Annotated in this window: 24 protein-coding genes; 17 read left to right on the top strand and 7 right to left on the bottom strand. The window is 67.4% G+C overall.

The features are described from left to right. Positions 1 to 9 precede the first annotated feature (9 nt). Positions 10 to 1,431, bottom strand: a complete 1,422-nt coding sequence (locus WT53_RS15695) for a M20 family metallopeptidase (RefSeq protein WP_060260536.1) — start codon at positions 1,429 to 1,431, stop codon at positions 10 to 12. A gap of 162 nt (positions 1,432 to 1,593) precedes the next feature. Here WT53_RS15695 and WT53_RS15700 point away from each other — a divergent pair, with 162 nt between their 5' ends. The 4 genes from WT53_RS15700 to WT53_RS15715 all read left to right on the top strand — a co-directional run bounded on the left by WT53_RS15700 (position 1,594) and on the right by WT53_RS15715 (position 5,321). Beyond that, positions 1,594 to 2,547, top strand: coding sequence for a LysR substrate-binding domain-containing protein (locus WT53_RS15700; RefSeq protein ID WP_059785609.1), 954 nt, complete (start codon positions 1,594 to 1,596; stop codon positions 2,545 to 2,547). 64 nt (positions 2,548 to 2,611) lie between these two features. Next, positions 2,612 to 3,742, top strand: a complete 1,131-nt coding sequence (gene mnmH / locus WT53_RS15705) for a tRNA 2-selenouridine(34) synthase MnmH (protein ID WP_060260539.1) — start codon at positions 2,612 to 2,614, stop codon at positions 3,740 to 3,742. Continuing rightward, the gene (locus WT53_RS15710) at positions 3,739 to 4,797 is read left to right on the top strand and encodes a permease (protein WP_060260543.1); all 1,059 of its coding nucleotides are present in this window, start codon (positions 3,739 to 3,741) and stop codon (positions 4,795 to 4,797) included. Before mnmH ends, WT53_RS15710 begins: the two co-directional genes overlap by 4 nt. 101 nt (positions 4,798 to 4,898) lie before the next feature. Continuing rightward, the gene (locus WT53_RS15715; protein ID WP_034207242.1) at positions 4,899 to 5,321 is read left to right on the top strand and encodes a hypothetical protein; all 423 of its coding nucleotides are present in this window, start codon (positions 4,899 to 4,901) and stop codon (positions 5,319 to 5,321) included. Positions 5,322 to 5,358: 37 nt separating this feature from the next. Here the strand turns inward: WT53_RS15715 and WT53_RS15720 are convergent, their stop codons facing one another. Together WT53_RS15720 and nodI are read right to left on the bottom strand one after the other, a co-directional pair. Further along, positions 5,359 to 6,192: an ABC transporter permease gene (locus WT53_RS15720; RefSeq protein ID WP_034207243.1), complete on the bottom strand. Its 834-nt coding sequence runs from the start codon at positions 6,190 to 6,192 to the stop codon at positions 5,359 to 5,361. A 6-nt stretch (positions 6,193 to 6,198) separates the two neighbouring features. Further along, positions 6,199 to 7,113, bottom strand: a complete 915-nt coding sequence (gene nodI / locus WT53_RS15725; RefSeq protein ID WP_034207244.1) for a nodulation factor ABC transporter ATP-binding protein NodI — start codon at positions 7,111 to 7,113, stop codon at positions 6,199 to 6,201. A gap of 330 nt (positions 7,114 to 7,443) precedes the next feature. On the opposite strand from nodI, the gene WT53_RS15730 reads away from it, so the two are divergent. After that, complete coding sequence (locus WT53_RS15730; protein ID WP_034207245.1) at positions 7,444 to 7,941, top strand: universal stress protein; 498 nt, start codon at positions 7,444 to 7,446, stop codon at positions 7,939 to 7,941. 87 nt (positions 7,942 to 8,028) lie between these two features. On the opposite strand, the gene WT53_RS15735 is transcribed toward WT53_RS15730, so the two are convergent. Genes WT53_RS15735 through lexA form a run of 3 tightly spaced genes read right to left on the bottom strand, consistent with a single transcriptional unit; the run spans position 8,029 to position 9,786 of the window. Then, entirely contained in the window at positions 8,029 to 8,748 is a 720-nt protein-coding gene (locus WT53_RS15735) for a DUF2939 domain-containing protein (protein WP_034207246.1), read from the bottom strand. A 29-nt stretch (positions 8,749 to 8,777) separates the two neighbouring features. After that, positions 8,778 to 9,113 carry a hypothetical protein gene (locus WT53_RS15740; RefSeq protein WP_034207247.1) on the bottom strand — a complete coding sequence of 112 codons (336 nt, stop codon included), beginning with the start codon at positions 9,111 to 9,113 and terminating at the stop codon, positions 8,778 to 8,780. Between the two features lie 25 nt (positions 9,114 to 9,138). Beyond that, a complete protein-coding gene (gene lexA, locus WT53_RS15745) occupies positions 9,139 to 9,786 on the bottom strand; it encodes a transcriptional repressor LexA (protein WP_006476077.1) in 648 nt (215 codons plus the stop codon). 264 nt (positions 9,787 to 10,050) lie between these two features. On the opposite strand from lexA, the gene WT53_RS15750 reads away from it, so the two are divergent. The 5 genes from WT53_RS15750 (at position 10,051) to WT53_RS15770 (ending at position 15,120) form a co-directional block, all read left to right on the top strand. Then, a complete protein-coding gene (locus WT53_RS15750; RefSeq protein ID WP_034207248.1) occupies positions 10,051 to 11,088 on the top strand; it encodes a sulfate ABC transporter substrate-binding protein in 1,038 nt (345 codons plus the stop codon). 123 nt (positions 11,089 to 11,211) lie between these two features. Next, positions 11,212 to 12,105 (top strand): sulfate ABC transporter permease subunit CysT, encoded by an 894-nt coding sequence (cysT, locus tag WT53_RS15755; protein WP_034207249.1) that lies wholly within the window; start codon positions 11,212 to 11,214, stop codon positions 12,103 to 12,105. Beyond that, entirely contained in the window at positions 12,102 to 13,046 is a 945-nt protein-coding gene (cysW, locus tag WT53_RS15760) for a sulfate ABC transporter permease subunit CysW (protein ID WP_034207250.1), read from the top strand. Before cysT ends, cysW begins: the two co-directional genes overlap by 4 nt. Before the next feature lie 13 nt (positions 13,047 to 13,059). Next, a complete protein-coding gene (locus WT53_RS15765; protein ID WP_034207251.1) occupies positions 13,060 to 14,118 on the top strand; it encodes a sulfate/molybdate ABC transporter ATP-binding protein in 1,059 nt (352 codons plus the stop codon). A 75-nt stretch (positions 14,119 to 14,193) separates the two neighbouring features. Next, positions 14,194 to 15,120, top strand: coding sequence for a CysB family HTH-type transcriptional regulator (locus WT53_RS15770; RefSeq protein WP_034207252.1), 927 nt, complete (start codon positions 14,194 to 14,196; stop codon positions 15,118 to 15,120). Between the two features lie 121 nt (positions 15,121 to 15,241). Here WT53_RS15770 and WT53_RS33530 read toward each other — a convergent pair whose 3' ends face one another. After that, complete coding sequence (locus WT53_RS33530; RefSeq protein WP_155294448.1) at positions 15,242 to 15,565, bottom strand: hypothetical protein; 324 nt, start codon at positions 15,563 to 15,565, stop codon at positions 15,242 to 15,244. A gap of 278 nt (positions 15,566 to 15,843) precedes the next feature. Between WT53_RS33530 and WT53_RS15775 the strand changes: the two genes are divergently transcribed. From WT53_RS15775 to WT53_RS15805, 7 genes are all read left to right on the top strand, one after another. Continuing rightward, positions 15,844 to 16,794 carry a sugar ABC transporter substrate-binding protein gene (locus WT53_RS15775; RefSeq protein WP_034207253.1) on the top strand — a complete coding sequence of 317 codons (951 nt, stop codon included), beginning with the start codon at positions 15,844 to 15,846 and terminating at the stop codon, positions 16,792 to 16,794. Positions 16,795 to 16,939: 145 nt separating this feature from the next. Continuing rightward, entirely contained in the window at positions 16,940 to 18,553 is a 1,614-nt protein-coding gene (locus tag WT53_RS15780) for a sugar ABC transporter ATP-binding protein (RefSeq protein WP_034207254.1), read from the top strand. Next, positions 18,550 to 19,569: an ABC transporter permease gene (locus WT53_RS15785; protein ID WP_034207255.1), complete on the top strand. Its 1,020-nt coding sequence runs from the start codon at positions 18,550 to 18,552 to the stop codon at positions 19,567 to 19,569. Before WT53_RS15780 ends, WT53_RS15785 begins: the two co-directional genes overlap by 4 nt. Positions 19,570 to 19,604: 35 nt before the next feature. Continuing rightward, positions 19,605 to 20,636 (top strand): LacI family DNA-binding transcriptional regulator, encoded by a 1,032-nt coding sequence (locus tag WT53_RS15790; RefSeq protein WP_034207256.1) that lies wholly within the window; start codon positions 19,605 to 19,607, stop codon positions 20,634 to 20,636. Beyond that, positions 20,633 to 21,562 carry a ribokinase gene (gene rbsK / locus WT53_RS15795; protein ID WP_034207257.1) on the top strand — a complete coding sequence of 310 codons (930 nt, stop codon included), beginning with the start codon at positions 20,633 to 20,635 and terminating at the stop codon, positions 21,560 to 21,562. Before WT53_RS15790 ends, rbsK begins: the two co-directional genes overlap by 4 nt. A 268-nt stretch (positions 21,563 to 21,830) precedes the next feature. Beyond that, the gene (locus WT53_RS15800; RefSeq protein WP_034207258.1) at positions 21,831 to 23,600 is read left to right on the top strand and encodes a methyl-accepting chemotaxis protein; all 1,770 of its coding nucleotides are present in this window, start codon (positions 21,831 to 21,833) and stop codon (positions 23,598 to 23,600) included. A gap of 557 nt (positions 23,601 to 24,157) precedes the next feature. Beyond that, entirely contained in the window at positions 24,158 to 26,080 is a 1,923-nt protein-coding gene (locus tag WT53_RS15805; RefSeq protein ID WP_027784391.1) for a PrkA family serine protein kinase, read from the top strand. Positions 26,081 to 26,121 lie beyond the last annotated feature (41 nt).

Here is a 26,121-nt window from a genome sequence, read left to right on the forward strand (position 1 = left end):
CGAAGCGCGTTACAGGGCGGCGCCGGCCGCGGCGGCTGCCGCGCGGCGAACGGGCGGCGCGTCGTCGCCGAGATCCCAGAAGAGGCCGGCCATCATCTGCAGCCCCTCGCTGACGACGCTCGCGAGCAGATGCTCGTCGGGCGCGTGCTGCGAGCACGCCGGGTACGAGTGCGGCACCCACAGCGTCGGCAGCCCGAGCGTGTGGGCAAACACCTCGTTCGGCAGCGTGCCGCCGAGATTCGGCAGGATCGCGGGCTTCTTGCCGGTGGTGCGCGCGAGCGACGCGACGGCCCAGCGGACCCACGGATCGTCCGGCGGCACGCGCGTCGCCGGTGCGCCGCGTTCGACGTCGATCTCGATGTCGGCGAAGCCGTGCGCATCGAGATGCGCGCGCAGATGCGCATGCAGCGCTTCCCAGTCGGTGCCGACGACGAAGCGCAACTGGCAGTGCGCATACGCGGCGGGCGGGATCGCGTTGACGGGATGCTCCGGGTTGCCGGCCTTGAACGCGAGAATCTCGAACGTGTTCCAGCCGAATACGCGCTCGGCGGCGGACAGGCCGGGCTCGCCCCAGTCGGCGTCGAGCGTCGGATCGCCGGGGCCGCCGCCGACGGTGAGATCGGCGAGCGCGTTGCGCACGGCAGCCGGGATCGGCGGCGGGCGCAGCCCCGCGACGCGAATCGCGCCGCGCGCGTCGACGAGGCTCGCGAGCGCATGCGCGAGCACGATCGCCGGATTGCGCAGCAGTCCGCCCCAGTTGCCGGAGTGATGTGCGCCGTCGCGGGCGCGCAGGCTCAGCTTGAAGTTGACCGCGCCGCGCGAGCCGAGGAATACCGTCGGGCGCGCGGCGGCGATGCGCGGGCCGTCGGACGCGATCAGCACGTCGGCCGCGAGCGCGTCGCGCTCCCGGCGGCACAGCGCGTCGAGGCCCGGCGACCCGGTTTCCTCGCCCATCTCGATCAGCAGCTTCGCGTTGAAGCCGAGCCGGCCGCCGCGCGCATCGAGCACGCTCGCCAGCGCGGCCAGGTTGATCGAGTGCTGCCCCTTGTTGTCGGCGCTGCCGCGGCCGTACCAGCGGTCGCCGTCGGCCGTCAGCGTCCACGGCGACAGCGGCGCGCGCCACTGCGCGTCGTAGCCGCGCACGACGTCGCCGTGGCCGTAGATCAGCACGGTCGGCAGCGCGTCGTCTTCGTGGCGCGAGGCGAGCAGGAACGGGCCGCCGCCGTCGACCGGGTTGTCGACGATTCGCGACGTGAAACCGAGGCGGGCGGCCTCGGGCGCGATCTCGTCGGTCAGGTAGGCGCGCAGCGCGGCGCCGCTGCCGCTTTCCTGGCTTTCGGTGCGCAGGCCGACGCGGCGGCTCAGGGTCGTGAAGAATGCACCGGATTCGAACTGGTTCAGTGCGTGCTGGATGGCGGCGGTACGGCTCAAATCGTGTCTCCTCCGAGGGTTCGCTGCGCGCGGGCCGTGCTCGCAACGTGAAGTGCGATCGATTCTAGAAAGCCGGTTTTTTTGTCACAATGATCGAATTTCGAACCTTTCTTTGCCGAAAAGGCAAAGCAGCGCGACCGAATGCGGCGCGGAGACAGAACGATGGCGGCTTTCCTGCATGGTCTGGCGTTGCGATATTTCGTCGAGGTGGCGCGTACCGGCTCGATCAGCGACGCGTCCGCGCGGCTGCACGTGGCCGTGTCGGCGATCAGCCGTCAGATCGCGAAGCTGGAGAGCGAGCTCGGCGCGCCGCTGTTCGAGCGGCGACCGCGCGGGATGGCGCTGTCGGAGGCCGGCGAGCGGCTGCTGGCGTTCGCGCAGCGCAGCCTGCTGGAGGCCGAGCACGTGATGAAGGACATCGGCGGGCTCGACGCGCTGCACGGCAGCCTGCTGAAGATCGCGTGCTCGGAGGGGTTCGCGATCGATTTCCTGCCCGGCGTGCTCGCGAGCTTCAAGGCGCGCCACCCGGGCGTCGATTTCATCGTGTGGGTCGTGTCGCCGGCGGACGCGACCCGGCGCGTGCGCGACGGCGATGCGGACATCGCATTGACCTTCAGCCTCGCGCCGGAGAAGGGCGTGCGCGTCGACCACACTGAGCGCGCGCCGGTCTTTGCGCTGGTCCGGCACGATCATCCGCTCGCGGCGCGCGAGGCGGTGTCGCTCGCCGACGTCGCGCGGCACGCGCACGTGCTGCCCGAGGCCGGCACGACGGTGCGCCAGTTGATCGACATCGCGTGCGCGCTCGACGGGTTGCTGCTCGAGCCCGAACTGACGAGCAACAACACCGCGGCGATGTACGGCTACGCGCGGCGCACGGGCGCGGTGATGTTCACCGGGCTGTTGTCGGTGCGCGATCGCTCCGAGGCGGACGGCTTCGTCGTCGTGCCCGTGACGAACCCGCAATTGCGCGAACGCAGCATCCAGGTGCAGACGATGGCGGGGCGCGATCTGCCCGCATCGGTGCGCGCGTTCCGCGACCATCTGATCGACGCGATGCAGGCCGCCTCGCCGCCGCCGACTGCCGCGCGAGGCTCGGGACGCCGGCCCGTGAGATAATCGTCAATCCGCCTTCCGCGCCCGTGCGGCTCCCCGAGCCGCATCGCCCCTGTTCGACGCCAAATTGAAGAATCTGATTGTCACCCTCGATCGCGCCGGCGAGTTCGACGAGATCATCGACGTGCGCACGCCGCTCGAGTTCGCCGAGGACCATATTCCCGGCGCGCTGAACGCGCCCGTGCTCAGCAACGAAGAGCGCGTGCTCGTCGGCACGATGTACCGCCAGGTATCGCCGTACGAGGCGACGCGCGTGGGCGCGGCGATCGTCGCGCGCAACATCGCGCGCCATCTCGATACGACGTTCGCCGACCGGCCGCGCAACTGGCGGCCGCTGATCTATTGCTGGCGCGGCGGCAAGCGCTCGGGCTCGATGACGACCTGGTTCAACCTGATCGGCTGGAAGGCGCGCCAGCTCGACGGCGGCTACAAGGCGTACCGCCAGTCGGTGTGCGCGACGCTCGATTCGCTGCCGACGCGCTTTCGCTACATCGCGCTCGTCGGCCATACCGGCTGCGGCAAGACCCGCCTGCTGAACGCGCTGCACGACGTGGGCGCGCAGACGCTCGATCTCGAAGCGCTCGCATGCCATCGCGGCTCGCTGCTCGGCGCGCTGCCTGGCAAGCCGCAGCCGGCGCAAAAGGGGTTCGATTCGGGGCTCGTCGAGACGCTCGGACGTTTCGACCCCGAATGGCCGGTGTTCGTCGAGTCGGAAAGCCGCCGGATCGGCCTCGTGCAGTTGCCGATCGCGCTGGTCGATGCATTTCACGCGGGGCCGTGGGTGCAGGTCGAGGCGGCCCACGACGAGCGGATCGCGTTTCTGCTCGACGATTACGCGCATCTGTTCGACGAACCCGATGCGTTCAAGGCGCAGCTACATCGGCTGATCGGCCTGCACAGCCGCGAAGAGGTGACGCGCTGGAAGGGGCTGATCGATGCCGGCGCGCGGGCCGATTTGTTCACCGAATTGATCGACAAGCATTACGATCCCGCCTATGCGCGCACTTACCGCGCGACGTACAACAAGCCGAACCGGGCGCTGACGTTCACGTTCCGGCCCAACGCAGCCGACGTGCGCGATCAGGCGCGCAGGCTGCTGGTCGAACTCGCGCGAGCCGGATTGCCCGCATCGGCCGCGCTTGCTGCCGGCGCGACATCCGAAACCGACAAAGACCAATCGACGACCACCGCACGATGACGACCACACGCACCCAACCCACTCCGGCGCTCGGCTGGATGACCTTCCTGCTGATCGCGGTCGCAGGCCTGTTCTATGTGAAATGGTTCCCGTACTACAACAAGGCGTTCGTTGCCGCCGAGCACCATTCGATCGGGCAGTCGATCCTGATGGGCACGTCCGCGGCCGCGCCCGAACCGTCGCTGAAGGCGGCGCTCGACTATGCGTGGGCGTACGGCAAGGCGATCTGGCAGGCGATGGTGCTCGGCCTGCTGCTCGGCTCGGCCGTGCAGGCGCTGCTGCCTGCGCACTGGGTGGCGCGCGTGCTCGGCCGCACGGGATTCGGCAGCGTCGCCGCGGGCGGGCTGCTGTCGCTGCCCGGGATGATGTGCACGTGCTGCGCGGCGCCGGTCGTGGCGGGCCTGCGTGCGCGCCATGCGTCGCCGGGCGGCGCGGTCGCGTTCTGGCTCGGCAATACGGTGCTGAACCCGGCGGCGCTGGTGTTCATGGGCTTCGTGCTCGGCTGGCACTGGAGCGCGCTGCGCATCGTGCTCGGCATCGCGATGGTGTTCGGGATCGGCTATCTGCTGAACCGCATCGCGCGTCCCGAAGACCACGGCATCGACGATGCGCAGCTCGCCGCGCTGGCGGCCGAGCAAGCCGCGGCCGGCAATCCGTTCGTCCGCTGGATGAAACTGCTCGCGCGTATGGCCGTGCGGCTCGTGCCCGAATACATCGTGCTCGTGCTGCTGCTCGGCGCCGCGCGCGCATGGCTGTTCCCGCATATCGGCCCGGACATCGGCAATCATCTCGGCTGGATCGTCGCGTTCGCGGTCGCGGGCATGCTGTTCGTGATCCCGACGGCCGGCGAGGTGCCGATCATCCAGGCGATGCTGTCGCTCGGCATGGGTGTCGGCCCGGCCGCCGCGCTGCTGATGACGCTGCCGCCGATCAGCGTGCCGTCGCTCGCGATGCTCGCGCGGTCGTTCAAGCCCTACATGCTGGCGATCGTCGCGGCGCTCGTCGTCGTGTTCGGGATCGCGAGCGGCTTGCTCGCGATCGCGTTCGGGTTCTGACGCACGCAAACGGCGCGCCCGTCGCGCGCCATCGCCGTATTCGTCCGGCGCCGCCGCTTCACGTGTGCGGCGCCTTTTACAAGAAGCAAACAGGAAAACGCATGACCCAACCGAAGATCCATCCTCGACTCGAAAAGGCGCTGACGCGCGGCGATCTCGCGATCCGCCAGGCCAATTCCGCGCGGGCGACTGCCGTGCTGCAGGCACTCGGCACGATGATCATCGAGGCCTCCGCAACGATCGGTGTCGAGGCCAGCATCGACATTCCGCAAGGCGATCGGATTTACGATCCCGTCAACGGCCTCTGGCCGCAGAAGATGCTGGTGTCGTTCGACGGCCCGGTGGACGAAGCCGACAAGGAAGAGCTGCGCACGGTCTATCTGCTGGCCGACGATCCCGGCACGCAGTTCCGCGTCGAATGGCATCGCGCGGACGGCAAGCTCGGTCGCCAGGAAGGCGGACCGCTCGCGACCGTCGCGTTCCTGACCGACGTCGAGATTCCGTGGAGCGACGACGACGAGTAACGTCGTCGCATGAAGCCGGCGGCCGGTGCGCCGGCCGTCAGCGCATCATCCGCCGCCGGAACAGCCACGCGGACAGCAGGAACCCGCCGACCGCATAGCCGGCGAGCACCGCGACGTGCAACGCGATGTCGGTCGCCGGCCGGCCGAGCATCGCAGGGCGGATCAGCTCGACCGCGTTCGCGAGCGGCAGCGCCTGGGCCGCGTGCTGCGCGAGCGGCGGCAACTGCGCGATCGGGAAGAACACGCCCGAGAGCAGCAGCATCGGCGTCAGCACGAGCGTCTGATAGAACATGAAGAAATCGTACGACGGTGCGAGCGCCGTGACGATCATCGCGAGGCTCGCGAACGCAAGGCCGGCCAGCGCGATCACGGGCAGCACCGCGAGCATCGACGGAAACTGCGCGTAGCCGAGCCCGCCCGCGACGAGCATGATCGCGCCGCCCGACAACATCGCCTTGCTGGCCGCCCAGACGATCTCGCCGAGCACGATGTCGCCGAGTGCGAGCGGCGTATGCATGATCGCTTCCCACGTGCGCTGCACGTGCATCCGCGAGAAACCCGAATACATCGATTCGAAGCTCGCGGACATCATCACGCTCGAGCCGACCGTGCCGGCCGCGAGGAACGCGATGTACGACACGCCGTCGACGTGGCCGAGCATCAGGCCGAGCCCGAAACCCAGCCCGAACAGATAGATCATCGGATCGGCGAGATTGCCGAACATCGATGCGAGCGCGAGCTTGCGCCACACGAGATAGTTGCGCCGCCACACGGCGATCCAGTTGCTGGCGTTCGCCGGCATCGCTATCGCGAGGCGCGATTCGCGCGGCGGGGCCGATGGCGTGGTGGCGGAATAGTGACGGACGTCCATGGTCGATCAATCCTGCATCTCGCGGCCCGTGAGCCGCAGGAACACATCCTCCAGATTGGCCGGGCGATGCAGATAGCGCAGCCCCGGACGGCCCTTGAGTCGTGCGCTGACCGGTTCGGGGTCGGTCACATAGCAGAATAGCGTCTCGCCGCTGATCTCGGTGTGCTTCGCGAGTGCGGACAACTCGTCGCGCAGCGCGGCCGGATCGGACCCGTAGATCTCGATCACGTCGCAACCGATTTCCGATTCGATCAGCGCGTGCGGCGCACCTTCGGCGATCTTGCGGCCTTCCTCGATCACGCACAGCCGATCGCACAGGCGCTCGGCTTCCTCCATGAAATGCGTGGTGATCAGGATCGTCTTGCCGCGCGCGAGCAGCGAGCGCAGCCGCTCCCACATCAGGTGCCGCGCCTGAGGGTCGAGGCCCGTCGTCGGTTCGTCGAGCACCAGCACATCGGGATCGTTGACGAGCGCGCGGGCGAGCGTGAGGCGGCGCTTCATGCCGCCCGACAGCTCGCCGACTTTCGCATCGGCCTTGTTCTTGAGCTTCGCGAATTCGAGCAGCGGCGGCACGAGTGCGCGCGCGGCCTGCGCCGACATCCCGAAATAGCGGCTGAACACGAGCAGGTTTTCCCGGACCGTGAAGTCGGGGTCGAGGTTGTCGAACTGCGGGACGACGCCGACCCGCCGGCGCGCATGTCGCGCACGCGATGGAACCGGTTCGCCGCACAGCGAAATGGTGCCTGCATCGGGATGCGCGAGGCCGAGCAGCATCTTCAGCGTCGTGGTCTTGCCGGCGCCATTCGGCCCGAGCAGGCCGTAGCATTCGCCGGCCTTCACGTTGAAGGACAGACCGTCGACGACGAGCTTGTCGCCATAGTGCTTTTCGACGTTGCGGAAATCGATCGGTGCGACGGACATGGGCGGGTTGTCGTTGTATGCGGGCGCGTTCCGCTGCCGGTGCGCGGCGGGTGGGCGAACGGATCGCGCGAATGCGTGTCACACGGGCATGGCCGAAGCATACGACGCCGGTGCGACGCGATCCGCTCGAGATGGAACGGGCCATTCTAGTGCATCGGCTGCATCGCTTCAGCGCATGCCTGCACGGTGCGATGCAGGGGCGCACCGATCGTGCACCGCATCATCGCGCACGCGCCGCGCGGGGCGAATCAGCGTTTTCCATCCCTTGCGTCCTGAATTGCGGCGCACCATGATGAATGCGTAGGCTCGTTGTCGCGATAGGGAGGCTCCATGGCTAGCTACAACAAGATTTTGCTGTGTTACGACGGCACGCTCGAAGGGCGCAAGGCGCTGCGTTGCGGCGCCAATCTCGCAATGGACCTGAAGGCCGAAACGCATTTGCTGTCGGTCGTCGACATGCGTTCGAGTATTGCGCAAAGCGCAGGCTTGCTGACCGATGTCGCATGCGGGCGCTTCGAGGAAACCGCGCGCGAAATCCTGCAGGAAGGCGTGAACTGGCTGCGCGAGCGCGGCGTCCAGGCCGAAGGCCATTTCGCGTTCGGTTATCCGATCGACGAAATCGCGAATCTCGCGTCGGAGCTGAAGGTCGATCTCGTCGTCGTCGGCCACCGGTGCCGCAGCGGATTGTCGAGATGGTGGATGGGGTCTGGCAACACGCAACTGCTCGATCGCGTGAACTGCAGCATTCTGGTAGCGTGTTCGTCGGCGGAAGAGCAGAAGGCCGAAATCGCGCGCGAGCGTGAAGCGACCCTCGCGAGCGGCAAATGATCTAACGGCTGGATGGCCGCCTGACCGGCGATGCATGCCGGCCAGGCGTCGCACGGCATCGGGAGTGTGCGCGTCGAGCGCGGCCTGCTACGCATGCAGGTCGATGCCGGACAATTTCCACGAGAACAGCCCGAAGCGGTGGAAGATCGCCGCATAACGCGTGCCGTCGGCGCTGCGCTGATACGTCACGACGAATTCATCGATATTTCGGTAGCCCGCGCTGGTTTGCTGCTGGGGCGGCGCTGGCGTCGCTTCGCTCGGGCTGGCCGGTGCGGCGGGCGCGGGTGCCGATGCCGATGCCGCCGAAGCGGCCGTGTTGCCGCCCGGTGCGCCGGCACTTGCCGGCGCAGGATGGGCAGGCGGTGCGGCAGGCGTGTTGCCGGGTGCATTGCCTGCTGGCGGCGGGTTTGACCACTCGGGCGGACGCTCGCCCGGATTGCCGCGCGGCGGCAATCCGCTCATCAGTGCGGCGACACCCTCCGGGGTCGCGTACGCATCCACCAGCGGGCCGATCAGCGCAGACCCGATCAGCGCGCCGATCACCGCGAACGGATTGTTTTTCTTCACGGCGTCGATCCGCCGCATCAATTCTTCCGTGACTTGCTGCTTCAGGCTGATGCGCAGCGACGGAAAGTCGACATATTCGCTGATCGCCTGCGCATCACGCGCATCGATCGCCGATTTCAGGCGACCGAGCGCGACATACGGCGACGCGTACGCATAGCCGAGCGTCGCAATGGCGGCGACGATCAGCACGACGATCAGCAGGGGCTTGAGGCGCCGTGCGCGGCGCGACGATCCAGTCACGTTGCCTCCGGTGCGGGAACGTTCCGAAATCAGAGACCGCCCGGCGTGGCCGATCGTTCCTCCGCAATGCAGCGATCGATCATTCGGCACACGGCATCGATCGTACCCACCATGATCAGGCGCGAGCGGCCGTGATAGACGCGCACCGGCGCGCGGCGTGCGGGTTCCGCGTGATTCAGACCGGCATTCAGCGATACCCGCGCGAATGCGGGAAGCGCTGACGGCAGCAGGGACGCCTGCCGTTCGACTGCGACTTCTTGTTGCACTGGCGCCGCCGCGGACAGCGGTGCGCAGGGCGTGCGGCCGCGCAGATGACGCAGGCGACCGAATTGACGGAAAGGCAGCAGGCGGGCAAGGCGTTCCATGATGTTCTCCTGGAGAGACGGAATGTCAGAGTTCGCCCGAGCGGATCAGCCCGACGGCGATGCCTTCCAGCGCGAAATCCGCGCTGCCGGCCTTGACGAAGATGTTTTCGTAATCCGGGTTCTCCGCGATCAACTCGAGGCCGCCGGGCCGGCGCATCAGGCGCTTGACCGTGACGTCGTCGCCGAGACGCGCGACGATGATCTGGCCGTCCTTCGCTTCCGTGCGCTTCTGCACGGCGAGGAGATCGCCGTCGAGAATGCCGGCGTCGCGCATCGACAGGCCGCGCACCTTCAGCAGGTAGTCGGGCTTGCTGGTGAACAGCGCGGGATCGCACGCGTAATGCTGCGAAATGTGCTCCTGCGCGAGGATCGGGCTACCGGCCGCGACGCGGCCGACGAGCGGCAGCGACAGTTGCATCAGGCCGGCGTGCGGCAGCGTGAATTGGTGCGGGGCATCGTCGATGCCGAGCAGCCGGATGCCGCGCGATGCGCCGGCGGCCAGCTCGATCACGCCCTTGCGCGCCAGCGCGCGCAGATGCTCCTCGGCCGCATTCGGCGAGCTGAAGCCCAGTTCGGCCGCGATCTCGGCGCGGGTGGGCGGGAATCCGGAGCGCTCGATCGCGCGACGGATCAAGTCGAACACTTGCTGCTGACGGGCGGTGAGTTTGGTCATGGCTCAACTGTATGGATAGACAGTGAGCTGTATTTTTATACAGTACTTGGTGAATTTCAAGTGTTACTTGAGGTTCGACGCGATCGCGCCGATTCCGGCGCGATTTCGCGACGCCCGGACGCCGGTTTGTCCGCCGCAACCGTCCGCCCCGCATGCGTTAGCACTTTTGAGTATTAAAAAATGAGGAACGATTATTTTTAATCATGTAACCCGTTCGCTAGACTGGCCCGACATCGCAATACCGACAACACTGGAGAACCAAGGATGGCGAAGCGCAATACGGGGCTGGTGGGCGGCGTGGGCCGCCTGATCGCGACACTCGCGCTGGGCGCGGCGGCGGCGCTGGGCGTCGCGGCGCATGCGCAGGCCGATACGACTTTCCTGAACGTGTCGTACGACCCGACGCGCGAGCTGTATCAGGATTTCAACCAGGCGTTCGGCAAGGAGTGGAAGGCGAAGACGGGCGAAACCGTCAACTTCAAGCAGTCGCACGGCGGCTCGGGCGCGCAGGCGCGCTCGGTGCTCGACGGCCTGCAGGCCGACGTCGTCACGCTGGCGCTGGCGTACGACATCGACGCGCTCGCGAACAAGGGGCTGGTGAGCAAGGATTGGCAGAAGCGCCTGCCCGACAACGCGTCGCCGTACACGTCGACGATCGTGTTCCTCGTGCGCAAGGGCAATCCGAAGGGGATCAAGGACTGGGACGACCTGACCAAGCCGGGCATCTCGATCGTCACGCCGAATCCGAAGACCTCGGGCGGCGCGCGCTGGAACTACCTGGCCGCATGGGCATACGCGCTGCACAAGCCGGGCGGCAACGAGCAGACGGCGAAGGAATTCGTCACGAAGCTCTACAAGAACGCCGGCGTGCTCGATTCGGGCGCGCGGGGCGCGACGACGAGCTTCGTGCAGCGCGGGATCGGCGACGTGCTGATCGCGTGGGAAAACGAGGCGTTCCTGTCGGTCAAGGAATTCGGTACCGACAAATTCGAGATCGTCGTGCCGTCGGTGAGCATCCTGGCCGAGCCGCCCGTCGCGGTGGTCGACAAGGTGGTCGACAAGAAGGGCACGCGCAAGCTGGCCGAGGCCTACCTGAACTTCCTGTACGGCCCGCAGGGCCAGGAAATCGCGGCGCGCAACTATTACCGGCCGCGTTCGAAGAACGTGCCGGCGGAGCTGACCAAGCAGTTCCCGAAGCTGAAGCTGTACACGGTCGACGACACGTTCGGCGGCTGGACGAATGCGCAGAAGACGCATTTCGCGGACGGCGGCGTGTTCGATTCGATCTACAAGCCGCAGTAACGCCATAACGACAAGCGGCGCGCCACGACAGCGCGCCGCATCCCCGACGGCCCGCCCGCGCGATTCGTTGCGCCGGCGTTTGCGTCGGGCCCATGAGCAGCATCGACCCAGCAAGAGCATCCGATGACGACGTACACCTTTCGCAAGCCGAGCGCGCTGCCCGGTTTCGGCGTGACACTCGGCATCACGGTGGCCTATTTGAGCCTCGTGGTGCTGATTCCGCTCGCCGCCACGTTCCTGAAGACCGCGACGCTGTCGTGGAGCCAGTTCGTCACCGCCGTCACGTCGCCGCGCGTGCTCGCGTCGTACCGGCTGACGTTCTCGGCCGCGTTCGGCGGCGCGCTGATCAATGCCGTGTTCGGTTTCCTCGTCGCGTGGGTGCTGGTGCGCTACACGTTCCCGTTCAAGCGCCTCGTCGATGCGATCGTCGATCTGCCGTTCGCGCTGCCGACGTCGGTGGCCGGCATCTCGCTCGCGGCCGTGTACGCGACCAACGGCTGGGTCGGCCAGTATCTGGCGCCGCTCGGCATCAAGATCGCGTTCACGCCGGCCGGCGTGCTGGTCGCGCTGACCTTCATCGGGCTGCCGTTCGTCGTGCGCACCGTGCAGCCGGTGCTCGAGGATTTCGAGCGCGAGCAGGAAGAAGCCGCCGCGTGCCTCGGCGCGTCGCGTTGGCTGACGTTCCGGCGCGTCGTGCTGCCGGCCGTGCTGCCGGCGCTGCTCACCGGTTTCGCGCTGGCGTTCGCGCGCGCGCTCGGCGAATACGGATCGGTGATCTTCATCGCCGGCAACGTGCCGATGAAATCCGAGATCACGTCGCTGCTGATCATCACGAAGCTCGAGCAGTACGACTACGCGGGCGCGACCGCGCTGGCAGTCGTGATGCTGGTCGTGTCGTTCCTGATGCTGCTGCTGATCAACACGCTGCAATGGTATCTGCAGCGCAGGACGAGCAAGGGCGCGAGCGGTCCGGCGCCCGTCGCCGTGAGCGCCGTCGCAGCAGGAGGCCAGCAATGAGCCAGGAGGCCACCGTCGTGCTGAAAACCCCGTCGCCGGCCGCGCGCGCCGCGAAGCGGCTCGACCCCGTCAGCGAGTCGCGCGTCGTGCGCTGGCTGCTCACGGGCATCGCGCTGGCGTTCCTCGCGTTCTTCCTCGTCGTACCGCTCGCCGCGGTGTTCGTCGAGGCGCTGCGCAAGGGCGTCGGCTTCTATCTCGAATCGCTGGCCGATCCCGACGCGTGGTCGGCGATCAAGCTGACGCTGACCGTCGCCGCGATCGCGGTGCCGCTGAACCTCGTGTTCGGCGTGTGCGCATCGTGGGCGATCGCGAAGTTCGAATTCCGCGGCAAGGCGCTGCTGACGACGCTGATCGACCTGCCGTTCTCGGTGTCGCCGGTGATCTCGGGCCTCGTGTACGTGCTGCTGTTCGGCGCGCAGGGCTGGCTCGGGCCGTGGCTGCAGGATCACGACGTCCAGATCATCTTCGCGGTGCCGGGCATCGTGCTCGCGACGATCTTCGTCACGTTCCCGTTCGTCGCGCGCGAGCTGATTCCGCTGATGCAGGCGCAAGGCACCGACGAGGAAGAAGCCGCGCGCGTGCTCGGCGCGTCGGGCTGGCAGATCTTCCGCCGCGTGACGCTGCCGAACGTGAGGTGGGGGCTGCTGTACGGCGTGATCCTGTGCAATGCGCGCGCGATGGGCGAGTTCGGCGCGGTGTCGGTCGTGTCCGGCCACATCCGCGGCGTGACCGACACGATGCCGCTGCACGTGGAGATCCTGTACAACGAATACAACTTCGCGGCGGCGTTCGCGGTAGCGTCGGTGCTGGCGCTGCTCGCGCTCGTCACGCTCGCGCTCAAGCTGATCGCCGAGCGTCATCTCGCGGCCGAACTGGCCGACGCGCACGACGCCGGTCCCGCACATGCCGGCCCTGTCGGCGCCGTTTCGTCGAAATCGTAAAGAGGCAACCAGAATGGGTATCACCGTCCGTAATCTTCAGAAGCGCTTCGGCGATTTCACGGCGCTCGACGACGTGTCGCTCGACTTTCCGCCCGGCGAACTGGTCGCGCTGCTCGGGCCGTCCGGCTGCGGCAAGACCACGCTGCTGCGCGTGATCGCGGGCCTCGAGCACGCGGACGCCGGCCAGGTCGTGCTGCAGGGGCTCGACGTGGCGTCGGTCGGCGCGCGCGACCGCCAGGTCGGCTTCGTGTTTCAGCACTACGCGCTGTTCCGCCACATGACGGTGTTCGAGAACGTCGCGTTCGGGCTGCGCGTGAAGCCGCGCCGCGAGCGGCCGTCGGAAGCCGCGATTCGCGACAAGGTGCACGAGCTGCTCAAGCTCGTGCAGCTCGACTGGCTCGCGCAGCGGTACCCGTCCGAGTTGTCGGGCGGCCAGCGCCAGCGCATCGCGCTGGCCCGCGCGCTCGCGGTCGAGCCGAAGGTGCTGCTGCTCGACGAGCCGTTCGGCGCGCTCGACGCGAAGGTCCGCAAGGAACTGCGCGGCTGGCTGCGTCGGCTGCACGACGACCTGCACATCTCGACGATCTTCGTCACGCACGACCAGGAAGAGGCGCTCGAAGTGGCCGATCGCATCGTCGTGCTGAACCGCGGCCACGTCGAGCAGGTCGGCAGCCCGCAGGACGTCTACGATCATCCGCAAAGCGCGTTCGTGTACGAGTTCCTCGGCGCGGCGAACCGGCTGCCGGGCACGGTCGCCGGGCGTGGCTTCGTCGCCGAGGGCGCGGCTGCGCCGATCGAGGTCGACGCCGATTTCGCGGGCCCCGCGAACGCTTACGTGCGGCCGCACGATCTGCAGCTGTGGCCGGCGGGCGACGGGCACCGCGACGGCATCGCGGTGGACGTGCGGCGCGTGATTCCACTCGGCGGTTCGGTGCGCGTGGAGCTCGAGGCGCGCGCGGGCGGCGCGCTCGAGGCGGAACTCGACCGCGACGCATGGCGGGCGCTTTCGCTGCAGGTCGGCGACGGCGCGACGGCCGTGCCGCGCGCCGTGCGGGTGTTTCCCGCCCGTTGACGGGACAATGCAGGGCAGGGGGCGGGATTCGCTCCGATTCGACAATCAAACAACGACAGCCTAAGAGGCATACCCATGAATTTTCAGCAATTGCGGTTCGTGCGCGAAGCGGTGCGCCAGAACATGAACCTGACGGAAGTCGCGAACGTGCTGTACACGTCGCAGTCGGGCGTGTCGAAACAGATCAAGGATCTGGAGGATGAGCTCGGCGTCGACATCTTCATTCGGCGCGGCAAGCGGCTGACGGGGCTCACGGAGCCGGGCAAGGCGGTGCACCAGCTGATCGAGCGGATGCTGCTGGACGCCGAGAACCTGCGCCGCGTCGCGCGCCAGTTCGCCGATCAGGACAGCGGCCACCTCGTCGTCGCGACCACGCACACGCAGGCGCGCTACGCGCTGCCGAAGGTGATCCGGCAGTTCACCGACGTGTTTCCGAAGGTGCATCTCGCGCTGCGCCAGGGCAGCCCGCAGCAGATCGCGCAGATGATCCTGAACGGCGAGGCCGATCTCGGCATCTCGACCGAAGCGCTCGACCGCTATCCGGACATCGTCACCTTCCCGTGCTATTCGTGGCACCACACGGTCGTCGTGCCGAAGGGCCACCCGCTCGTCGGCCGCGAGAACCTGACGCTCGAGGAGATTGCCGAGTACCCGATCATCACGTACGACCAGGACTTCACGGGCCGCTCGCACATCGACCAGGCGTTCGCGCAGGCGGGCGCCGTGCCGGACGTCGTGCTGACCGCGATCGACGCGGACGTGATCAAGACCTACGTCGAGCTCGGAATGGGGATCGGCGTCGTCGCGGCGATGGCCTACGATCCGCAGCGCGACACGGGGCTCGTCGCGCTCGACACGCAACACCTGTTCGAGGCGAGCACGACGCGGGTCGGCCTGCGCAAGGGCGCGTTCCTGCGTGCGTATGCGTACCGGCTGATCGAAATGTTCGCGCCGCATCTGAACGAAGCGGAAATCGCGGGGCTGTTGCGCGAAGCCGTTTGATCGGCGCATGTCGCCTGCCGTCCGGGCAGATGCCGCGGACGGTGCGCGACGTGCGCCGCGCATAGCCTGCCGCACACCGCACGGGGCAGCGGAGGGGATTGCCGCCGGCGCGTCCGAATCATCAGCCGAGGCATCCGATCAAGTGCGTCGCGTCAGGGCGATCGGCGCGCGTTTCCGTGCCAACAGAAAAACAAGAACGGTCTGCAACGCCGAATCTCGGTGCGGAACGCAAGATCGGCAGCCATCCTGGTTCACGAGGCAGCGCGATACGAATCGCCGGTTCCGTTACAGTCGGCCGCATATCGGGTCGGTGGATGCCGGTGATCCGCGTGCCGATCGTGTCGTTCGCGCCGAGCCGCTTCATCGTCGGCCCGCCGCCTGCGACGCGCATCGGCGAGCCGCCGTCGGCATCGAGACTGTCGCATTTGCGCGTCGCGGAGCGCACTCGCGCGCTCCGAATAAACCCTTAAATATTGATCAGACAGGTTGCGCGCCGAAGCGAATCGGTACAGCATAGCCTTCACTCCGCCGGCGTCCCGCCGGCGGTGGCGCGTCGACGACAGCACGCGCCAGGCAGTCGGCCGTCTGCCTTGCTTCCATTCCGTGGTACCGACAGCAGCATCGATGGCCATTGCCCGGGTAGTGTGGCGCAAACGTTTGCTCACATTAAAACAACAACCAGATAACAATCCGGCCCTTCGGGCCAGTCGCCAGGAGATGTGTATGAATGTCCGCTTTCGCCGTCGCTTCCTGACCGCCGCGCTCGCCGCCGTCGCGGTGGTCGCCGCACCGGCTGTCCACGCGCAATCCGCAGCCAAGCCGAAGGTCGCGCTCGTGATGAAGTCGCTCGCCAACGAGTTCTTCCTGACCATGGAAACGGGCGCGAAGGAATACCAGAAACACAACGCGAACCAGTTCGACCTGGTCACCAACGGCATCAAGGACGAGACCGACACCGCGAACCAGATTCGCATCGTCGAGCAGATGATCGTCTCGAAGGTCGATGCGATCGTGCTCGCGCCGGCCGATTCGAAGGCGCTCGTACCGGTCGTGAAGAAGGCCGTCGACGCCGGCATCGTCGTCGTCAACATCGACAACCGGCTCGATCCCGACGTGCTGAAGTCGAAGAACCTGAACGTGCCGTTCGTCGGCCCGGACAACCGCAAGGGCGCGCGCAAGGTCGGCGATTACCTCGCGAAGCGGCTGAAGGCGGGCGACCAGGTCGGCATCATCGAAGGCGTGTCGACGACCACCAACGCCCAGCAGCGCACGGCCGGCTTCCAGGATGCGATGAAGGCGGGCGGGATGACGGTCGTGTCGGTGCAGTCGGGCGAATGGGAGATCGACAAGGGCAATGCGGTGGCGGCCGCGATGCTCAACGAATACCCGAACCTGAAGGCGCTGCTGTGCGGCAACGACAACATGGCGATCGGCGCCGTGTCGGCCGTGCGCGCGGCCGGCAAGCAGGGCAAGGTGCTCGTGGTCGGCTACGACAACATCAACGCGATCAAGCCGATGCTGAAGGACGGCCGCGTGCTCGCGACCGCCGACCAGTACGCGGCGAAGCAGGCCGTGTTCGGCATCGACACGGCGCTCAAGGCGATCGCCGAGCATCGCAAGCAGGCCGACATGTCCGGCGTGGTCGAGACGCCGGTGGATCTCGTGACGAAGTAACGCCGCACCGGTCCGGCCGCCGCCCTCAAGAATCCGGCGCGGCGGCCGTTATCCGGTGTGAGCGCGATCACGGCCACTGCATGCACATGCACTTGTGAGCGTCATATCCGCGCGCCCCGGGCGCGCGGCCGCAACCAGGATCGCGATGGAACCGACCTTCCAACCCTCCCGTTCAGCCCACCCCGTGCTGGCCGTATCCGGCATCGGCAAGACCTATGCCGAACCCGTGCTCGCCGACGTCACGCTGACGCTCGACGCGGGCCAGGCGCTCGCGCTGACGGGCGAGAACGGCGCCGGCAAGAGCACGCTGTCGAAGATCATCGGCGGGCTCGTCGACCCGACCGCCGGCACGATGCAGCTCGGCGGCCAGGCCTATGCGCCGGCGAGCCGCACGCAGGCCGAGGCGCTCGGCGTGCGCATGGTGATGCAGGAACTGAACCTGCTGCCGACGCTGAGCGTCGCCGAAAACCTGTTCCTGAACCGCCTGCCGCGGCGCTTCGGGATCATCGATCGCGTGCGGCTGCGCGACGACGCGCGCGCGGCGATGGCGCAGGTCGGGCTCGACGCGGTCGATCCGGATACGCCGGTCGGCGCGCTCGGCATCGGCCACCAGCAGATGGTCGAGATCGCGCGCAACCTGATCGGCGACTGCCGCGTGCTGATTCTCGACGAGCCGACCGCGATGCTGACCGCGCGCGAAGTCGAGCTGCTGTTCGAGCAGATCGACCGGCTGAAGGCGCGCGGCGTCGCGATCGTCTACATCTCGCACCGGCTCGAAGAGTTCGCGCGCGTCGCCGAGCGCGTCGCGGTGCTGCGCGACGGCCGGCTCGTGCATGTGGGCGACATGGCGGCGACGACGTCCGACGGGCTCGTTACGCTGATGGTCGGGCGCGAGATCGGCGAACACATCGATCTCGGCGAACGGCGTTTCGGCGCGCCGCGGCTCGCGGTGTCGGGTCTCACGCGCGGCACGGCCGTGCGCGACGTGTCGCTCGAGGTACGCGCGGGCGAGATCGTCGGCATCTCGGGGTTAATCGGCGCGGGCCGCACCGAGCTGCTGCGGCTGATCTACGGCGCCGACACGCCGGATGCGGGGACGATCGCGGTGGGCCAGCCGCTGAAGCCGGCGCGGATCGCGTCGCCGGTCGACGCGGTGCGGCAGGGCATCGCGCTGATCACCGAGGATCGCAAGGGCGAAGGGCTGCTGCTGTCGCAGTCGATCACCGCGAACGTGTCGCTCGGCCAGCTCGACCGGCTCGCGCGCGGCGGCATCGTCGATGCGGCGCGCGAGACCGCGCTCGCCGAGCAGCAGATCGACGCGCTGCGCATCCGCACGCACGGGGCGACGCAGCCGGTCGGCGAGCTGTCGGGCGGCAACCAGCAGAAGGTCGTGATCGGCCGCTGGCTCGCGCGCGACATGGGCGTGCTGCTGTTCGACGAGCCGACGCGCGGGATCGACGTCGGCGCCAAATTCGAGATCTACACTTTGATGGGCGCGCTCGCGCGCGAAGGCCGCGCGCTCGTGGTCGTATCGAGCGACCTGCGCGAGCTGATGCTGATCTGCGACCGGATCGGCGTGATGTCGGCCGGCCGCATGACGGCCGTGTTCGAGCGCGGCAACTGGACCCAGGATGCGCTGCTGGCCGCGGCGTTCGCCGGCTTCGGCCGCGAGACGCCGGCGGCCGCCATGCAGCATCCGGATGCGGGGCAGGCGCGCGGCGCCGCTCCGGGCACTTCGACGACAGGACCACAGCAATGACCCAGCCTCCCGTATCCCCGACCGACGCAGGCGCGCAGCAGGACGTGACGGGGCGCCGCGCGCGCACGCTGTCCGGCACGCGGCTCGGCCTGTCGAACTATCTCGGGCTCGCCGGCGCGCTGGCCGCGATGATCGCGCTGTTTTCGGCGCTGAGCGCGCATTTCCTGACCTACGACACGTTCAGCACGATCGCGAACCAGATTCCCGATCTCGTCGTGATGTCGGTCGGGATGACCTTCGTGCTGATCATCGCCGGGATCGACCTGTCGGTCGGCTCGGTGCTCGCGCTGGCCGCGTCGATGGTCAGCGTCGCCGCGCTGAAATGGCAGTGGGGGCCGCTGCCGGCCGCGCTGATCGGAATCGCGGTCGCGACCGCGACGGGCGCGCTGACCGGCGCCGTCACGGTCGGCTGGCGGATTCCGTCGTTCATCGTGTCGCTCGGCGTGCTGGAGGCCGCTCGCGGCCTCGCGTACCAGCTGACGAATTCGCGCACCGCGTATATCGGCGACGCGTTCGATTTCCTGTCGAACCCGATCGCGCTGGGCATCTCGCCGGCGTTCCTGATCGCGGTCGCGGTGATGATCGCGGCCCAGTTCGTGCTCACGCGCACGGTGTTCGGGCGCTATCTGATCGGGATCGGCACGAACGAGGAAGCGGTGCGACTTGCAGGGGTTAACCCGCGGCCGTATAAAATTCTCGTATTCGCACTGATGGGCGCGCTCGCGGGGCTCGCGTCGCTGTTCCAGATTTCGCGGCTCGAGGCGGCCGATCCGAACGCGGGCGCGGGCCTCGAACTGCAGGTCATCGCCGCCGTCGTGATCGGCGGCACGAGCCTGATGGGCGGGCGCGGCTCGGTGATCAGCACGTTCTTCGGCGTGTTGATCATCTCCGTGCTGGCCGCGGGGCTGGCGCAGATCGGTGCGAACGAGCCGACGAAACGGATCATCACGGGTGCGGTCATCGTGGTGGCGGTCGTGCTCGATACGTATCGCAGCCGGCGTACGCGCGTGCGGTAAAAAGACACACAGAACAGACCAGAGAGAAACGGGAAATGGCGACGATCAAGGATGTGGCGGCCATGGCGGGCGTGTCGTTTACGACCGTCTCGCACGTGGTGAACAATTCGCGGCCGGTGTCCGCGGATGTGCGTGCGAAGGTCGAGGGCGCGATCCGCGAGCTGAATTACGTGCCGTCGGCCGTGGCGCGCTCGCTGAAGGCGCGGGCGACGGCGACCATCGGCCTCGTCGTGCCGAACAGCACGAATCCGTACTTCGCGGAGCTTGCGCGCGGCATCGAGGATCAGTGCGCGGCCAACGGCTATTGCGTGTTCTTCTGCAATTCGGACGACGATCCCGTGAAGCAGCGCAATTACCTGCGCGTGTTGCAGGAAAAGCGCATCGACGGTCTGATCGTCGCGTCGGCGGGCGAGGACGCGGTGCTCGCGCAGACGCTCGCCGATATCCACGCGCCGCTCGTCGTCGTCGATCGCAACATCGAGGGGCTCGCAGCCGATCTCGTCCAGATCGACCACGAGCGCGGCGCGTACCTGGCCACGCGCCATCTGCTCGAACTCGGGCACGCGAAGATCGGCTGCATCACCGGGCCGACCGACACCGCCGTCAGCGCGATGCGCGTGCACGGCTTCATCCGTGCGATGGCCGAGCGCGGGGTCGACATCGTGCCGGGCGCGATCGCCGAAAGCGATTTCTCGTGCCTGGGCGGCTATCACGCGGCGTCGCGGCTGTTCGAATCGGTGCGGCCGAGCGCGATCTTCGCGGGCAACGACCTGATGGGGGTCGGCGCGCTGCGCGCGGCGGCCGAGCGCGGGATGCGCGTGCCCGACGACTGCTCGATCATCGGGTTCGACGACATCGAATTTTCCCGCTACACGTATCCGGCGCTGTCGACGGTCGGCCAGTCGGTGCGCGCGCTCGGCGAAATGGCCGCGCAGACGCTGATCGAACGGATCGGCGGCGGTTCGAGCGCCGTGCCGAGCCGCCGCCGCGTCGTGTCGCCGCGCCTCGTGCTGCGCGAATCGACGGCGGTCTACCGCGAGCCGGCCGCGCCGGGCGCCCGCGCATGACGGCGAGCGCAATCGGCACCGGCCGCGTGACGGTGGTCGGCAGCCTCAACATGGATCTCGTCGTGCGGGCGCCGCGCTTGCCGCTGCCGGGCGAAACGCTGGCCGGGCACGCGTTCGCGCAGGCAGCGGGCGGCAAGGGCGGCAATCAGGCCGTCGCCGCCGCCCGGCTCGGCGCGCAGGTCGCGATGATCGGCTGCGTCGGCGCGGATGCGCACGGCGCGGCACTGCGCGCGGGCCTCGAGGTCGAGGGAATCGACTGCACGGGGCTCGCGACGAGCGCGTCGGCGTCGACCGGCGTCGCGCTGATCGTCGTCGACGATGCGAGCCAGAACGCGATCGTGATCGTCGCAGGCGGCAACGGCGAGGTCACGACCGACACGATCGCCCGGCACGAGGCCGCGCTCGCCGCGGCCGACGTGCTGATCTGCCAGCTCGAGACGCCGCCGGACGCGGTGTTCGCGGCCTTGTCGGCCGGGCGCCGGCTCGGCCGCACGGTGGTGCTCAATCCGGCCCCGGCCGTCGCGCCGCTGCCGGACGGCTGGCTGCCGCTCGTCGATTACCTGATCCCGAACGAGGTCGAGGCGGCCGCGCTCACCGGGCTGCCGGTGCGCGACCCGACGGAGGCCGAGGCCGCTGCACGAGCGCTCCAGGCCGGCGGTGCGCGCAACGTGCTGGTCACGCTCGGTGCGCGCGGCGTGCTCGCGTTGACGGCCGACGGCGCCGCGCGACACTATCCGGCGCCGGTCGTGCAGGCCGTCGACACGACGGCGGCCGGCGACACCTTCATCGGCGGCTTTTCCGCACGGCTCGCGGCCGGCGCGGACGTCGACACGGCCATCCGCTTCGCGCAACGCGCGGCGGCGCTGTCGGTCACGCGCGCGGGCGCACAACCGTCGATTCCGAGCCGCATCGAACTGGCCGACTAGGGCCGGATCACCGTTTTCCAGTTCCGCTACGCGGCCCGCCCGTCGCACGAGACGGCCGGCCGCGTACCGGCGCGCCTTTCTCCTGTTCGCCATCCCGCCCCGAATTGCGTCAATAATTCAGCTATTTGTAATAAACAGACGAATAATTCGAAATAATGACGCCAAAACCATCAAGTTATGCGCCACACGGTCGTAATTGCACCGAGTGAAGCAATGCTTCGAGCCAACGGGCCGAGCCCGTTCATGACGACGCAATACAGGATGGATGATGGTGTTCAGGAACCTGACGATTCGTGCGCGCATCGGTTTGACGATGGCGTTTCTGGCGGTACTGCTGGGTGTCACCGGCGTACTCGGTCTGTACGGCATGACGCGTTCGAACGATTCGACGCGCGAGATTTTCACGAACCAGATGCCGAGCGCGGTCGACGTGTCGGTCGCGGAAATGTTCGCCGCGCGCGAGCGCCTCGCACTCGACCGGGCGGCACTGCTGGCCGGCACGCCCGATTCCGTGGCGGCCGTCGAGCGCAGCCGCGCGATGCGCACGCAATCCGACGCATGGTGGCAGAAGTACCTCGCGCTGCCGCGCGGCGCCGAGGAGGATCGCCTCGCCCAGGACGTCGCCGCCCGGCGCAAGGTGCTGCAGGATGCCTGCGACGCGTTCGCGAGCGCGATCGGCACGGGCGATCACGACCGGATCGGCGACGGCGCGAAGCAGCTTCAGGCGCGCTATAACGAACTGGCCGTGGCCGGCGAAGCGCTGCGCAACTTTCAGTTCACCGATGCGCAGGCGCGCTTCGATCAGGCGGAATCGGTGTTCGAGACGATGCGCGTGCTGTCGATCGTCGTGCTGCTGGCCGGCATCGGGGCCGCGGTGCTGTCGTGGCTGACGCTGAGCCGCGCGATCGGCCGCCCGATCGCCGATGCGCTGTCGCATTTCGACGCGATCGCCGCGGGCGACCTGCGCCGGCCGATCGTCGTCGACCGGCGCGACGAGATGGGGCAACTGCTGGAAGGCCTCGCGCGGATGCAGCGCGGGCTCGTCGACACGGTGCGCACCGTGCGCGGCGGCAGCGAGTCGATCGCGACCGCGGCTCGCCAGATCGCGGCCGGTAACATCGACCTGTCGTCGCGTACCGAGGAACAGGCCGCTGCGCTGCAGGAAACCGCGTCGAGCATGGAGCAACTGACCGGCACCGTGAAGCAGAATGCGGACAATGCGCGCCAGGCAAGCTCGCTGGCCGCGAATGCGTCCGACATTGCAAACAAGGGTAATACGGTGGTGGGCCAGGTGGTCGGCACGATGGGCGAAATCAACGACAGCTCGGCGAAAATCGCGGACATCATCACGATCATCGAGGGAATCGCGTTCCAGACCAACATACTTGCGCTGAATGCGGCCGTCGAAGCCGCGCGGGCGGGCGAGGAAGGCCGCGGCTTCGCGGTCGTCGCCGGCGAAGTGCGCAGCCTCGCGCAGCGTTCGTCGAGCGCGGCGAAGGAGATCAAGGCGCTGATCGACGCGTCGGTGGAGCGTATCCGGACCGGCTCGACGCTGGTCGACGAAGCCGGGCGCACGATGAACGAGGTGATCGGCGCGGTCCAGCGCGTGACGGACATCATGGGCGAGATCGCGGCGGCGTCCGAGGAGCAGAGCGGCGGGATCGACCAGGTGGCACGCGCGGTCGCGCAGATGGACGAAGTCACGCAGCAGAATGCGGCGCTCGTCGAGGAAGCCGCCGCCGCCGCGCAGTCGCTCGACGAACAGGCGACGCGCCTGCGCGAAACGGCGGCGGTATTCCAGCTCGACGACGAAGCGGCGCGTGCGGACACCGTCGTTGCGGCGGCGCGGCACGCACCACGCACGCCGTCCGCGCCGGCGGCGGCGCCGGTACAGGCTGCCGCGCGCATCGAACGCGATGCCGCGCCGAAGCGCGCGGCCGCCGCAATGCCGGCGCGCAAGCCTGCCGCCGTATCGGCTGCGCCGGCGCCCGCGCCGGCCGTCGCGAGCGCCGGCGGCGACGACTGGGAGACGTTCTGATCCGAGTGCGCCGCGTATCTATCCCCATTTGGTGACGAACGACGCCCGCGCTCCGCGGGCGTCGTCGTTTCTGCGACAGGCCGAATGTGACAACGCGGACGATCGATCGGGCACAGGCACGTGCATCGCGCATCGTGCGTGACGCACCGACGGGTTCGCGCGGATGCGCTGCGTGCACGTCATGTTCCCGCGTTCACCGTACGGGTATGTCCGTAAGGGACTGCAAAAAAAGTTGTAACGGTGCGGGCGGCGTGTCATCGCACGCGGCCGCTCGAACGTATAGGGATGAAGGGGAGAAGTGGCGACGTCGGCGGCGTCCAACGCACGAGCCGTTTCGATGTTCGACGAGACGCGGCGGATGCAGTTTCTGCGGCTCGGGAAGTCGATTGTAAAACGACGAAATGCGTTGTCCAAGCGGTGTTGTCGAGAATGACGAACTTCATACGAAGAGTTCGTGAAAAAAAATAAGAAAGGGTTTAGGATGAATTCGAACGCGCTTGCTTCTGCGCAGTCATACGAAGGCAGGCACGTCTTCAGACTCAGGCGAGGGAGGTAGCATGGATATTTACAGCAGCTTCGCGAACCGCTTCGAAAAAACGCGAGAGGAAGAGCTCTCGCTGGAGGAGTATCTCGCGCTCTGCAAGAACGATCCATCCGCGTATGCGACGGCGGGTGAACGCATGCTGGAAGCAATCGGGGAACCTGAACAGATCGATACCCGCAACGACCCGCGCCTGTCGCGGATCTTCGCGAACAAGGTCATCAAGGTGTATCCGGCATTCCGTGAGTTCTACGGAATGGAGGAGGTGATCGAGCAGGTGGTCGCGTATTTCCGCCACGCTGCGCAAGGTCTCGAAGAGAAGAAGCAGATCCTCTACCTGCTGGGCCCGGTGGGCGGCGGCAAGTCGTCGATCGCCGAGCGTCTGAAGCAACTGATGGAGCGCGTGCCGTTCTATGCGCTGAAGGGCTCGCCCGTCAACGAATCGCCGCTCGGGCTGTTCGACTACGACGAGGATGGTCCGATCCTCGAGGAACAGTACGGCATTCCGCGCCGCTACCTGAAAAGCATCCTGAGTCCGTGGGCCGTCAAGCGCCTGCACGAATACAACGGCGACATCCGCCAGTTCCGCGTGGTGCGACGCTATCCGTCGATCCTGCGGCAGGTCGGCATCGCGAAGACGGAGCCGGGCGACGAGAACAATCAGGACATCTCGTCGCTGGTCGGCAAGGTCGATATCCGCAAGCTCGAACAGTACGCGCAGGACGATGCCGACGCATACAGCTACTCGGGCGGCCTGTGCCTCGCGAACCAGGGCCTGCTCGAATTCGTCGAAATGTTCAAGGCGCCGATCAAGGTGCTGCACCCGCTGCTGACCGCCACGCAGGAAGGCAACTTCAAGGGCACCGAAGGCTTCGGCGCGATTCCGTTCGACGGCGTGATTCTTGCGCACTCGAACGAATCGGAGTGGAAGGCCTTCCGCAACAACCGCAACAACGAGGCGCTGCTGGACCGGATCTTCGTCGTGAAGGTGCCGTACTGCCTGCGCGTGTCGGAAGAAATCAAGATCTACGAGAAGCTGATTCGCAATTCGTCGCTGGCCGAGGCCGTATGCGCGCCGGGCACGCTGAAGATGATGTCGCAGTTCTCGGTGCTGTCGCGGCTGCACGAGCCTGAGAATTCGAGCCTGTTCTCGAAGATGCAGGTGTACGACGGCGAGAATCTGAAGGACACCGATCCGAAGGCGAAGTCGTACCAGGAGTATCGCGACTACGCAGGCGTCGACGAAGGGATGACCGGCGTATCGACGCGCTTCGCGTTCAAGATCCTGTCGCGCGTGTTCAACTTCGATACGAGCGAGGTCGCGGCCAACCCGGTGCACCTGATGTACGTGCTCGAACAGCAGATCGAACGCGAGCAGTTCCCGCCGGAAACCGAGCAGAAGTACCTGTCGTTCGTGAAGGACGTGCTCGCGTCGCGCTACGCGGAATTCATCGGCAAGGAGATCCAGACGGCGTATCTCGAATCGTATTCGGAATACGGGCAGAACATCTTCGACCGCTACGTCACGTATGCGGATTTCTGGATTCAGGATCAGGAATTCCGCGACCACGACACGGGCGAGAGCTTCGACCGCGCCGCGCTGAACGCGGAGCTGGAGAAGATCGAGAAGCCGGCCGGGATCAGCAATCCGAAGGATTTCCGTAACGAGATCGTGAATTTCGTGCTGCGCGCACGGGCGGCGAACGCCGGCAAGAACCCCGTGTGGACGAGCTACGAGAAGTTGCGCGTCGTGATCGAGAAGAAGATGTTCTCGAACACCGAGGAGCTGTTGCCGGTGATTTCGTTCAACGCCAAGGGTTCGGCGGAGGAGCAGCGCAAGCATGAGGACTTTGTGAACCGGATGGTCGCGAAGGGCTATACGCCGAAGCAGGTGAGGCTGCTTTGCGACTGGTACCTGCGCGTGCGCAAGTCGTCATGACACGCGCGGTATCGTGCCCGGACGGCGAGTCCGCCCGGGCG

The organism is Burkholderia sp. MSMB2157WGS, assembly GCF_001532755.1.
Classification (GTDB): Bacteria; Pseudomonadota; Gammaproteobacteria; order Burkholderiales; family Burkholderiaceae; genus Burkholderia.